A 12,274-nucleotide genomic window follows, 5' to 3' on the forward strand; every position below is an offset into this window, starting at 1 on the left:
CTCCCGTTTCGAGTTCCGCGGTCAGCAGATCGCCACCTCGCTGGAGAACATCGACGCGGCCAAGTCTGCGATCATGGACGTCGATCTGGCGGCTGAACAGAGCAAGCTGGTGTCCAGCCAGGTGCTGGTTCAGGCGGCAGTCTCGGCCGTGTCGCAGGCCAACCAGATCCCGCAGTCACTCCTGCGGGTCCTGCAGTAGGCCCCGAACCGGGTCCGGACCAGGACGGTCGGGGTGGCGCTCCAGGGTGCTCCCCCGACTGTTCCGGGACGGACGCCGAGCCCGCGTAAGGAGGGCTTAGGACAATGGACACGAAACTTTTGGTTTCCACCGCGCTGGTTGCACCGCAACGCAGTACTCCGGCATCCAGCGGCGACAAGAGCCCGAAGACCACAGCCGTTGGCACCACGAACCAGCCGGCGACTGTTGAAGCGCCCGGAACGGCACCGCGTAGTGATGCGGTGGAGCCGGCGGCTGGGACGACAGCCGCCAGCAAGGCGGTGCTGCGCCAGAGCGCACCGGACTCGGCCCTGACGACCTACCGCGATCAGGACAGCGGCCGGCTGATTGTTCGGGTTTATGATCGTGAAAGTGGTGATGTCGTGGTTGAATTTCCACCGGAGAAGGCATTCCGGTCAATCGAAGAGGCGCTGCCGAGCGCCGCGCCTGGCCGTAAATCGTCCGTGATTGTATAGTTTAACGTATTGATAACCAATAATTCTTAACGAATTTTGAGCGATTGGGGCAGTAGCATTGGACCGTTAGGAGGAGTCTGATGGTTGCAGGTACCCAAGGCACGGTTTCCTTTATCGGAAACTCACCGCTCCTGACCGGGTCATTCTCCGGTCTGGACACGGCGGCCATTATTGAGGCCTCGCTTGCGGTCAAGCGTATCCCCATCGACCGGCTCAACAACCGGATTTCCGACAACGATACGCGCGTCGCCGCCTTCAACGAATTCACGGCGCTGCTGGAAACGCTGCAGTCGAGCGTCAACGCTCTGCGCAATCCGCCCGGCTCCACCGGCATTCTGAGCAACATCTTCGAGCAGAAGTCCGCCTTCATCACATCGGACACTGCCACGCCGGCGACGGAAATCCTTGGTGCGACAGCGACGAACAACGCGTCGCCCGGGACCTATGAGATCGAGGTCCTGCAGATCGCCGAGGCTCACAAGATATCGGGCAGCACCCTGACCGATGTGACCACCGCCCTGGGCGTGACCGAGACTCTGACGATCAACCTGGCGGGCGCTGCGGCCGAGGAGACCGCGACCATCGACATCACGGCGGATATGACAGCGACGGACATCGTCTTTGCCATCAACGCAGTGACTGGAACCACCGGTGTCCGGGCTTCGGCGCTGAAGATCGCCGACAACGATTTCCGCATCGTCTTCACGGCGGAGGAGACCAACAAGGATATCGAGATCACCGGCGACAACGGTGGCGCCACGCTGAACGCCCTGGGTGTCTCTGCCGACAACGGCACGACCTATACGACTGTTCTGCAGCCCTCCCAGCCGGCGCAGCTTCGGCTGGATGACATCGCCACGATCATCGAGCGCGACTCCAACGAGATCGACGATCTGATCGACAACGTGACCCTTGATCTGTTCAAGGAAAGCGCGTCGTCCGGGACGACGATCACCCTGGAGATCGAGCCTGATCTTTCCGGCGTGAAGGCGCAGATCGAGTCCTTTGTGACGGCCTACAACGACGTCAAGATGTTCCTGAAATCTCAGCAGGTCGTCTCCGAGGAAGGGGAGGTCGATGCATCGGCGATCCTGTTCGGTGACAACCTGCTGCGCTCCCTGGGGCGGGACCTCGGGACCGATCTTGCCGATCTGGTGGACGGTGTAGATTCCACCGCGCTCGCGACCCTGCGCGGCGTTGGCATTGAGATTGCCGAAGACGGGACTCTGACCATCGACAACGGTACGCTGGACGCCAACCTGGTCGACAAGCTGGACGAGGTGCGCGGCGTTTTCGAATTCGGTTTTCAGTCGAGCTCCCCCGATATCCGCCTGATCGCCCGCAACGAACTGCTGAATGTCGGTGACTTCACCATCACCGTTCCGGCGGGCCCCATCGACGGCACCAACTTGCAGGTTGGCGGCGTCGATGCCTTCGAGGTCGACGGCGGCCTGCTGCGCGGGCTTGCCGGCACGGTCTACGAAGGCATGACTTTGGCCTTTAACCGCAATCCCGCCGAGCCGGCGGAGACGATCACTATCTCCACCTCGACCGGGGTCGCCGAGCGGCTCTATCAGCGTCTTGACAGCTACGTCAACCAGGGCGACGGGCTGATCACCGAGGAGGTGAACCGCCTGCAGGCCCAGAACGAGGATTTCGTCGATCAGATCGAATCCCTGGAGGCGCGGCTGGTGATCTTTCAGAACAAGCTGATCGAGAAGTACGCAGCCATGGAGCGTGCCGTAGCCGCCGCCGAGGCTGCCTCGAGCCAGCTTGAGGCTTTCCTCAAGGGCGGCGACGACTAGGCCGGCTTCGCAGAGGCTTTCCCATTCCTGATCATGCTTGAGGTTCGGTGACTTGACGCAGTCTTTCAACGCCCTTTCCGCATACCAGACCGCTTCCAAGATGGTCTCGTCCCTGGGCGCAGTGGTGCTGCTCTATGACGCGATGATCAAGGAGGTGGCCAACGCGAAAACGGCCATCGAAGAGGGGCGTATCGAGGACCGTTTCAACGCCACACAGAAGGCCTGCAAGATCCTGGTCGGCCTGCAATCGCACCTGGACTTCGAGAAAGGCGGGAACGTCTCGCTGATGCTCGACCAGTTCTATCATACGATCTTCCGCGATCTGCAGCAGGTCAACATGAAGAACTCGGTGCCGATCTGTGACGGTATCATCACCGCACTCAGCGAGGTGAGGGCGAGCTGGGCCGAGCTGGCCCAGAACGAGCAGCGCACCGGGTCGCCGGACGGCAAGCAACAGGCGGCGAAACCCGCCAAGCCTGCGCAGGAGCCCGAGCGTCCGCCAGAGGCATCCTCGCTCACGATTTCCATCTGACGCTCTGCCCCCCCCCGGTCGCCGCAACCGCCGGCAACGCCAAGAACCGAGTGGCTTTCCACCTGCCATGCATCTCGGAGCCGTCTTTCGCGACCGGAAAGTTAACGGCCGGAAAGGTTCTTTTAGTGAATCGGGGCTTAACTTGCCTGTTCACCCGGCGGTAACCGTGACCCGGCCCGCTTGGTAGTCGCAATTCTAGGCATCCGAAGAGCAGGACATCATGAGCTACGAGCAGGCAGCGCCAGACGCCAGTGCGGAGGTCAGTGAAGGACCCAAGGCCAAGGGCGCCGCCAAGAAGCGCCGGCGGGGCGAAGGCAAGGGTTCCCGGCCGCTGCGCAACGCTGAGAAGATGATCGATGCGGCGCGCGAGAAGATCGAGGCGAAGCGCTGGAAGGATGCCGCGAACCTCTTGAAGCGCGCCCTCAATGCCGACCGCGGCAACGGTGTCGTCATGGCGCTGCTGTCCCATGTGCACCTGAACCAGCGTAAGCTCGCCGACGTTCGCAAGCTGATGAAGCGAGCGCTCGAGGCGGCGCCGATGGAGCCGGAGGTTCATCGGCTTCACGGCAAGATGCTTCATGCCATCAACGAGATGGATGCTGCCGCCAACGCTTTCAGCCATGCCTTGCAACTCAATCCAGAGTACAGCGATGCCTACCGCGACCTGGCGGTCCTGCTGATCGACGCCGGCGTCCTCGACCAGGCGACCGAAGCCCTTATAATGACGGTCAAGCTGAACCCGCAGGATGCCGTCGCTTTCTACCATCTCGGCCTGATCAAGAAGATGCAGGGGCAGGAAAGCGAGGCCATCGACGCCTACAGCATGGCTGTTGCCCTCAAGCCCAACTACGCCGAGGCCCACATCAACCTCGGAAAGATCGCGATCGACCACGGCAAGCATGAGCTGGGGGAAAGGGCCTGCCGCAAAGCCATCGAAGCGGATCCAAGCATTGCCCAGGCCTATGTGAACCTGGGGATGGTCCTGCGCGAGCAGAAGAAACTCGAGGAAGCGCTGGAGTATGCCCGTAAAGGCGTCGAACTGGACCCGCGCAGCGGAGCGTCCCAGTCGAACCTCGGCAACGTCTACATGGACCTGCAACGCTACCGCGAAGCTTTGGCTTGCTTCCGCAAGGCGATGGAGTTCCAGCCCAGCTTCGCCACCAGCTATTTCAACTTCGGCAACGCCCTGCGTCTGCTCCACGATCTCGACAAGGCCCATGCGTCCTATGACCAGGCTCTGGCGTTGGAGGATGAGCGCGGCGAATTTCATCACAACAAGGGTCTGGTCTATCAGGAGCAGGGGCTGCACAAGGAGGCGCTGGAGAAGTTCCGCCTTGCCCACAAGCTGAAACCGGAACACATGGGCCTTGAGTTCTCGCTCGCCCGGTCTCTGTGGAACAACGGTTTCTTCGAGGAGTCCTGGGAGCACTTCGATGCCGGCCTGACCGGCGAGCTGCGTCTGCCGAACCGCCGGTTCCAGGTTCCCCGCTGGCACGGCGAAGACATCCATGACAAACGGATCCTCGTCTGGCGCGAGCAGGGTGTCGGCGATGAGATCGACTTTGCGCGCCGGTTCCAGCAGATTATCGACAAGGCGGGGGAAGTCATCATCGAGGCAGACAAGCGGCTCGTCGATGTGTTCCAGCGCAGTTTTCCGAAGGCCAAGTTCCTGCCGGAGCGTCTGGACGGCAAGAACGATTGGGAGCGGGAGGATTGCGACCTGCATTTGCCCGCCGGCAACCTGATGCAGTACTTCCCTCTCACCCAGCAAGAGATCGGTGTTGCCGGCACCTACCCGGAGGACGATATCGAAGCGGCTTTCGCCTGCCGGGAGCGGGGCAAGGACAGTAAAGGCTATCTGGTCCCGAACCCCGAGAGGTTCGATGAAATGACCGAGCGCCTTGCCGACATGCCGGAGGGGCCGAAGATCGGCATTTGCTGGCGCAGTAAGTTTTCCCACCGCGATCGCGACATCCACTATACCGACCTGGAGATGTGGGAGCCGATCCTGCGGATTCCCGGGGTGAACTTCGTCAATGTGCACTACGATCCTAACGAGGAGGAAGTGCGTGGTGTCGAGGAACAGTTCGGCATCAAGATTCACCGCTGGGACGATCTCGATCTGAGGATGGATCTCGACGGCGCCTTCGCCTTGACGGCGCAGCTCGACATGGTCGTTTCGACCTCTACCTCGCCGAACCGCATCGCCGATGCGGTGGGCACCGAGGTCTGGCTCATGATGGCTGGTGGTCGCTGCCTCGAGCAGCCGGTGACCGGCGACTACGGGCTGCCAAACCGCATGGTCTGGCAGCGCCACTGGACAGAAGAGTGGTCCGTCCTGATCGAACGCATTGCCCGGGCGCTCAAGGCGCGGGTCGAGGCGAAAGCCTACTGATCTTCCACCCGGCTGTAGCGTCGGACCCCGGGCTTCGGCGATGAACTGAGCTTCGGCGAAAAAGCGAAAGGGCCCGCAGTGAAGCGGGCCCTTTGGTCTTGTTCTGCCGGCCGGGCGGCGGGTGCGCCCGCTTAGAGCGTATGGCGCACGTCGTAGCGGTCGTTCGGCAGGATGTACTGCCAGGCAAGGCGGTTCGCCGTGTCGATGAAGATCGGCGCGCGCATGTTGACCGAGGTCTCGAAGCTGCTGCCGATCTTGCGGAAGGTCGCGATCAGCATGATCGCGCAATCGCCTGGTGCAATGCCGAGATGCTGCTGCGCGCTTTCGACATCCTTCGGCTCGATCAGGGCCGCGCCGGGATCGTAGGGCAGCACGATGAAGGACAGATCGGTCGGTTCCAGCGCCTGAAGCAGCATGAAGCTGGATTGGGTTTCGCTGGGGACCATCGCCAGACCGAAGGTCTGGTAGCCGACGAATCCGGGAATCGCCTTCGGGAAGGTCAAGGCCTGGGCCAGATCGAACTCGATGGTCCCGAAACGGGTATCGATCGTTTTCTTGTCATTCCCCGCGGACAGCGGTGCCGAGGCCATCGCTCCAGGGGACTCTGGTGCTGCCTTCTTGGCTGCCATGTGTTCGTGGGGCATGGTTAACTCCTTACTCGTGACGACGCTATTATCGCCGCCTTGTGGTTACGAAATCGCTATCTAAGGTAGTTTAAAAGACTTAAATCGCTGATCCTGGAGATCGCCAGATAGGAGCCCTGAAGCTGGACTTCGTCCTGGGCCAGGCGGGTCGTCGCCTCGGCGACGTCGACGTCCTCCAGCGTGGATACCAGGTTGGTGGCATAGGTCAGGTAGTCGTCGTGGCCGCTGCTGGCCGCCTCCAGAACCTTGCTGCTGGCACCGATCCGTCCGCGGATGTCGCTGAGGCCGTCGACCGCGGATTTCATCATCGTATAGGCCTGTTCCAGAACCGCGCCGTCCAGGTTGGCGCCGGCATAGTCCATGTAGGAGAGGGCCCGCAGCATCTCCTCGAATGCCGGCTCATCGGCGGTGATGCCGTAGCTCGTCTCGAAGGTTTCGTCGGCCCGCACCGACAGGTTCAGGTTGTCGCCCTGATAATAGTCGAAGTCTGCGGTGAAGACGCCCGGCAGGCCCGCCTGCGGGGTGTAGGCGACATCGGCCAGATCGACAGCGGGGGCGTCGGTCTGCGATCCGGCGAAGAGGTAGCGGTCTTCGTGCGAGGTGTTGAGCAGCGATTCCGCCTCGGCCAGGAAGGTCGCGGAGAACTCCTGCAGCGGGACGTCGTTGATGTTCTCGCCGGAGATCGCCGAACTCATAATTGCCAGCACCTCGGTGGCCCGTTCCACCATGATGGCAACCGAGGACTCCATGATGCCGAGCCGGGTCAGGGCCTGATCAATGTTGCGGTTGAACTGCTCCGTCCGGGCGACAGAGCGTTCGATGTTGACCAGTTCGCTGGCATCGGTGGAGATGCTGGAATACTGCTGCGCACGCTTGCCGCTGGCGATCTCGATCTGCCGTTCGGCGACGCTGCTCTGGGTGCGCATCGTATAGGACAGCGTCAGCTGGTACTGGGCGAAGTCTGCAACGCGAAACATCAGCGGGCTCCCATCCTTAGGTCAGGTTCAGAAGCGTTTCGAGCATTTCATCGACCACCTGTACGACCCGGGCCGAAGCGTTGTAGGCGTTCTGGAAGATGGTCATGTTGGCCAGTTCTTCGTCCATGTTGACCCCGGCCTCCGAGAGAAACTTGGCCTGGAGGTCCTCGAAGAAGAAGGTCTGGAAGTCCAGAGTGTCCTCCGCCGCCGCGGTGGCCGACGCGTTGAACGAGAGGACCACCCCCGCGTAGCCGGAAAAGGTCGTGCTGGTGGACGAGGGGCCGTTGGCAACGCTGTTGTAAGTGAAGTTCTCCCCGAAGGCGTTGGCCAACTGCTGGGCGATCTCGTTGTCGCCGGTCCCCAGGGAGAGGGCCGGAGGCGTGCCGCGCAGCATGCCCCGGGAGAGGTAAGCAGGATCGTCGACAAGCGACTGGCGAACCGCAATGGTGCTGGAGATCCCGGTTTGGCTGCCCTGGTTGGCGGCGGCGGGAATGCCGGTGCTCAGTTCCGGCGTTTCGAACATGTCGTTGAGGCCGAAGAAGTTGGAGAAGCCCAGGTAGGTTTCCTGCGCGGCGTCTCCGTCGGCGTCGAACTGGATGGTCGCGTCGCCGAAGTCGGCGGCCGGCCCGTTGTCGAGAATGGCCAGGCGAAAGCCCGGCTCCATCTTGATCTCCATGCGGTTGGCGTTCCAGGCGGCGGTGCCGTAGCCGGGTGCCGCCGTCAAATGGCCGTTGATCGCAGCGATGATCGCATTGGGCGTGGTGGCGCCGGCGGCGATGGTCAGCGGCGCGCTGACGGCGTTGCCGTTGGCGTCGAGGATGGCAAAGTTGACGTCCGAACCCAATGTCAGCGGGTCGGTCGGTGTGTTGATGACCCTGGTGCCGTACATCGCTGCCGGGTCGGCGGCGCCGGTGCCCTGGCCCATCGGTGTGTTGGCCCCGCGGTTGTGGACGCGGTTCAGGGCATCGCGCATCTGGCCGGCGAGCTGATCGAGCTGCTCTGTCATCGCCGGCAGGACGTTGTCGCGCATGTCGATCAGGGCTTCCAGCTTGCCGCCGCGGATTTCCGTGGTGATGTCGCTGGTCGGCGGCGGCGTGGCGCCGCCGTTCAGATAGATGCCGCTGATGGTCGTCGGGTAAGTCTCGTTGGCCGTCATGAAGGGCGTGACGGTGTAGGAGAGGGCTCCGAAGGAGGTTCCGGAGACCAGCGAACGGCCGGAGGACGTGAACAGCCGGATCTGGCCGAAGGAGTCCGTGAACTCCTGCAGTTCCATGTACTCCGAGATGGTCTTGACCGCCACGTCGCGCCGGTCCTGGAGGTCGCCGACCGGCAGGCCCTTGGTCGTGTTGTTCGCGATCTGGGCGTTGAGATCGGCAATGATTTCCAGCTCGGCGTTGATGATGTCGACCGCGGCATTGATCTCCGCGTCGGCCTGTGTCCGCAGGTTCTGGACGTTGGTGCCCATGTTGTTGAAGTACTGGGCCATCTCGACCGCTTCGTTGACGGCGTCGAAACGGTGGGCCGCCACCTCCGGGCTGTTGGCCACGTTTTCGATCGCAAGCGCGAGGTCGGTGATGGAGTTGCCCAGGGCGTTGTTGTTGCCCAGCGACCCGAACATGGCCTGCATGCGGTTGTAGTAGTCAGCCGTGACTTCTGCGTTGCCGAGCACCGTGGTCTCGGTCATCAGGTCGCGGCGCAGGAACTGATCGATGCGCCTGACGATCTGGGCGGTTTCGACGCCGTTGCCCTGGCCGCCGAGGACCCGGTTCTGCTGCTGGTGAACCTTGCGGGCATAGTCCGGCGTGTTCACGTTGGCCACGTTGCCGGAGGTGACCTGCAAGGCGGTCTGATTCACCTGAAGCCCTGCCAGGGCGCTGGAAAGAGCAATACTCAGCGACATCTTTGGCGTCTCTCTCTTTTGGTCTGCTGCGTGCCTTGGCTGATGTCTAAAGCTGCTGGTCGATCTGCACCGAAACCGGCGGCTGGCTGGTCGTGCGGCTGGCGCCGCCCTTGTTGGAATAGCCGCTCGCTTCGCTCTGGTAGCTTTGCACGGCGTTGACGATGGCCGTGGCGATGCGCTGGTTGGCGGCCCGCGCGGCATTGATGGCGGTTTCGTTCTCCGACATCACGGCGTGCATGCGCTCCATGACGTCGGTCAGCTCTTCGCGCAGGCGCGGGTCGATCAGCTCGGCAAAGGCGGGGTTGCTGCGCAGCGACTCGGTCTGTTTTTCATAGCTCTGGACCAGCGCAAGCTTGTGGTCCTGAAGTTCGCCGAAGTCACGGACCCGCATAGCCCGCAACAGCTCGACCTCGCGACTCATCACGGCCGTCAGGTCTTCGACCAGTTGGATGACCTGGCGCAGTTCCGCCGGCGATGGCGGCTGTGCGTCGGACTGCTGCTCGATCATGACTGCATCTCCTGCATCTTGAGGATTTCGCGCTGCACCGTTTCAGCGATGCCAACGCCACCGGCCTTGGCCACGGCCTTGCCGTACTCCTGAACCATCATCGATCGGTAGATCTCCTCGCCGGAGCCACCGCCGAAAAGGCCGTCGGTCTTCAGATCCTTGAACACCGGCGCCAGCATTTCCGAGATGAAGAGGGCCTCGAATTCCTCGCCGGCCTTCTTCGCCGCGCGCTGGGCCGCCTCCATGGTTTTCCCGGGCATCGTCTGGGCAGACGCGCCGCCTTGGGGCCTCGTGGCCTCCAAGCCGGCGGTGAAGGGACTTACGGGAGCCGGCAGCATGGTCAGAGCACCTCGATTTCGGCTTGCAGGGCGCCGGCGGCCTTGATCGCCTGGAGGATAGAAATCATGTCCCGCGGTCCAATGCCGAGGGCGTTCAGCCCGTTGACCAGCTCCTGCAGGCTGACACCGGCGGGCACGACCGCGAGGCGGTTGTCGGCGTCCTCGTCGATCTCAATCTCTGTGCGGTCCACGACTTCGGTGTTGCCGGTATTGGAAAAGGCGTTGGGCTGGCTGACCTGCGGCGTCTCGGTGATACGGATGGTCAGGTTGCCCTGGGCGATCGCCACGGTGCTGATACGCACGTTCTCGCCCATGACGATGATCCCGGAAGCCTCGTCGATGATCACCCGTGCCGGCTGATCCACCCGGATCGGCAGTTGCTCGATATCGGTCATCATGGCGACGGTGTCGCCGTTGTAGCGTGAGGGTATCGACACCCGCACCGTCATCGGATCGAGGGAGCGGGCAGCGGTCTCACCGGCGAAGCTGTTGATCGCCTCGGCGATGCGGCGCGCGGTCGTGAGATCGGGATTGCGCAGAGCAAGCTTGATGGAGCGCATCTGCTCCATCTCGAAGCCCAGTTCGCGCTCGACGATGGCTCCGTTAGCGATGCGTCCCGCCGTGGGGACGCCGCGTACGATGGTCTCGCCGTTGCCCGCGGCGCTGAAGCCGGCCACCGCGATGCCGCCCTGGGCGACGGCGTAGACTTCGCCGTCTGCGGCCAGCAGCGGCGTGACGAGGAGGGTGCCGCCCAGGAGGCTCTCGGAATCACCGATGGCGGAAACATGAATGTCGATGCGTGTGCCCTGACGGGCAAAAGGCGGCAGATTCGCCGTCACCATCACCGCCGCGACGTTATCGGTATCGAGATCGTCGTCCCGGGCGTTTACACCCATGCGTTGCAGCATGCCGATCAGGCTCTCACGGGTGAAGACGGCGCTGTCCAGGTTGTCGCCGGTGCCGTTGAGGCCGACCACCAAGCCGTAGCCCACAAGCTGGTTGTCGCGGATTCCTTCGAAGTCCACCAGATCCTTGATCCGCGACTGTGCCTGGGCCCCGGTAACGCCCGCAACCAGCAGAACGCAGACCGCCAGGCCGAGGCACCGCAGCATCCGTGCGGCAGCGCTGGCCGGCTGGGTCTTCGGCGACCGGGTCCCGTACAGGAGCGGGGACAGGAGCAGGGACAGGACTGGCTTCATCAGGTCGATCCGCGTCATGGGTTCTTTGTTCGGTCTAGGGAATGCGAATGCCGTGCCAACTGCCGGCCCCCTGGGATGCCGCCGGAAAATGGCGGAATTCCTGGGTTCTGCACCGCCGGCAGCGCGATGAGGCTGGCCGCCCGGCAAAAAGTGGACACCCTGGCCTGGGAAAATATTGCCGGTTTTTCAGTGGGTTAACCCGTTGTTAACCGCACCGGCGCAGTGTCGCAGCAGGATCAGCCAGTGTTGGACAGGCCATGAAGATTGACCGCCTCTCGGGGCCCCGCAGCGCGGCAAAGCGCAAAAGCACCGGCACCACTTCCGCCAGCGAGGGCGGCTTTGCCCGGGCCCTTGAGGGCTCCGCGCAGGAGGCCAGTGGGACCAGCGGCGGCGGGCCCGTTCAGGCGGTCAACGCGCTTCTCGCGATTCAGGAGGTATCGGACGCCACAGCAGGGCCCAGCCGCGGCCGGCGCCGGGCGGAAGATATTCTCGACCAGCTGGAAGACCTGCGCCTCGCGCTGATGTTCGGCGAGGTTCCGATAGCCCAACTGGAGCAGCTTGGCACCCTGCTGGCGCAGCGGGAAGGGGCGATCGAGGACCCAAAACTGGCTGAAATCGTTAACGAAATCGAGATCCGCGCGGCGGTCGAACTGGCCAAGCGCGGGCGCTGACCGCTTGGCGGGAAACCGCAAGAAAGCAGTGGTCGACGGCCCCCTGCCGGGACGTCCCGCCACAAGAAGATTTGATGCCTTCAAAGGCTTGCCGGGCAAGGCAAATTCCATATACTCCCGGCGCGATTTGGTACTCATTAACGGGACCAGGGATGACTGTAAAGCTGCCGAAGAATTATCGTCCCAGCGAGGGCGAGACGTTCATGAACCCGAAAATGCGTGAGTATTTCCGTCAGAAACTGCTGGCCTGGAAGGATGAACTGCAGCGCGAATCCGGCGAGACGTTGCAGCACCTGCAGGAAGTCTCTTTACACGAACCCGATATTGCCGACCGCGCCTCTCTGGAAACCGATCGTTCGCTGGAACTGCGGACACGCGACCGGGAGCGCAAACTGATCTCCAAGATCGATGCTGCACTGCGCCGCATCGAGGAAGACTCCTATGGCTATTGCGAGGAGACCGGCGAGCCGATCTCGCTGCGGCGCCTGGAAGCCCGTCCGATCGCGACCTTGTCCATCGAGTCTCAGGAGCGCCACGAACGCATGGAGCGGACCCATCGAGACGACTGAGGTCGCTGGCCGCTGAGGCGAAGTCAAAAGGGCCGCGTCGCTG

General features: G+C 62.8%; 13 protein-coding genes. 7 read left to right on the forward strand and 6 right to left on the reverse strand.

The features are described 5' to 3' along the window. The 5 genes from Q0982_RS01865 to Q0982_RS01885 all read left to right on the forward strand — a co-directional run. Positions 1-199: flagellin (locus Q0982_RS01865; protein ID WP_299391228.1), on the forward strand; the 199-nt coding region annotated here is incomplete at its 5' end. A 104-nt stretch (positions 200-303) separates the two neighbouring features. After that, positions 304-693, forward strand: coding sequence for a flagellar protein FlaG (locus Q0982_RS01870; protein ID WP_299391229.1), 390 nt, complete (start codon positions 304-306; stop codon positions 691-693). A gap of 80 nt (positions 694-773) precedes the next feature. After that, the gene (fliD, locus tag Q0982_RS01875) at positions 774-2,498 is read left to right on the forward strand and encodes a flagellar filament capping protein FliD (protein WP_299391230.1); all 1,725 of its coding nucleotides are present in this window, start codon (positions 774-776) and stop codon (positions 2,496-2,498) included. A 52-nt stretch (positions 2,499-2,550) separates the two neighbouring features. Then, entirely contained in the window at positions 2,551-3,030 is a 480-nt protein-coding gene (gene fliS / locus Q0982_RS01880) for a flagellar export chaperone FliS (RefSeq protein WP_299391231.1), read from the forward strand. A gap of 220 nt (positions 3,031-3,250) precedes the next feature. Further along, the gene (locus Q0982_RS01885; protein WP_299391232.1) at positions 3,251-5,425 is read left to right on the forward strand and encodes a tetratricopeptide repeat protein; all 2,175 of its coding nucleotides are present in this window, start codon (positions 3,251-3,253) and stop codon (positions 5,423-5,425) included. Between the two features lie 131 nt (positions 5,426-5,556). On the opposite strand, the gene fliW is transcribed toward Q0982_RS01885, so the two are convergent. The 6 genes from fliW to Q0982_RS01915 all read right to left on the reverse strand — a co-directional run bounded on the left by fliW (position 5,557) and on the right by Q0982_RS01915 (position 10,904). After that, positions 5,557-6,069 carry a flagellar assembly protein FliW gene (gene fliW / locus Q0982_RS01890; RefSeq protein ID WP_299391233.1) on the reverse strand — a complete coding sequence of 171 codons (513 nt, stop codon included), beginning with the start codon at positions 6,067-6,069 and terminating at the stop codon, positions 5,557-5,559. Positions 6,070-6,125: 56 nt separating this feature from the next. Then, complete coding sequence (locus tag Q0982_RS01895; protein ID WP_299391235.1) at positions 6,126-7,046, reverse strand: flagellin; 921 nt, start codon at positions 7,044-7,046, stop codon at positions 6,126-6,128. Between the two features lie 16 nt (positions 7,047-7,062). Then, positions 7,063-8,946, reverse strand: a complete 1,884-nt coding sequence (gene flgK / locus Q0982_RS01900) for a flagellar hook-associated protein FlgK (protein WP_299391236.1) — start codon at positions 8,944-8,946, stop codon at positions 7,063-7,065. Between the two features lie 46 nt (positions 8,947-8,992). Next, on the reverse strand, positions 8,993-9,454 hold the full coding sequence (locus tag Q0982_RS01905; RefSeq protein ID WP_299391237.1) for a hypothetical protein: 462 nt from the start codon (positions 9,452-9,454) through the stop codon (positions 8,993-8,995). Then, entirely contained in the window at positions 9,451-9,714 is a 264-nt protein-coding gene (locus tag Q0982_RS01910; RefSeq protein WP_299391238.1) for a rod-binding protein, read from the reverse strand. The genes Q0982_RS01905 and Q0982_RS01910 overlap by 4 nt, the downstream gene beginning before the upstream one ends. An 80-nt stretch (positions 9,715-9,794) precedes the next feature. Next, entirely contained in the window at positions 9,795-10,904 is a 1,110-nt protein-coding gene (locus Q0982_RS01915) for a flagellar basal body P-ring protein FlgI (protein WP_299391317.1), read from the reverse strand. A gap of 344 nt (positions 10,905-11,248) precedes the next feature. On the opposite strand from Q0982_RS01915, the gene Q0982_RS01920 reads away from it, so the two are divergent. Both Q0982_RS01920 and dksA read left to right on the forward strand, forming a co-directional pair. Further along, positions 11,249-11,662 carry a flagellar assembly protein FliX gene (locus Q0982_RS01920; protein ID WP_299391239.1) on the forward strand — a complete coding sequence of 138 codons (414 nt, stop codon included), beginning with the start codon at positions 11,249-11,251 and terminating at the stop codon, positions 11,660-11,662. 152 nt (positions 11,663-11,814) lie between these two features. Continuing rightward, complete coding sequence (gene dksA / locus Q0982_RS01925; protein WP_299391240.1) at positions 11,815-12,231, forward strand: RNA polymerase-binding protein DksA; 417 nt, start codon at positions 11,815-11,817, stop codon at positions 12,229-12,231. The last annotated feature ends 43 nt before the right edge of the window (positions 12,232-12,274 follow it).

The sequence above is a fragment of the Pelagibius sp. genome (assembly GCF_028281305.1).
In the GTDB taxonomy this organism is placed as follows: domain Bacteria; phylum Pseudomonadota; class Alphaproteobacteria; order Kiloniellales; family Kiloniellaceae; genus Pelagibius.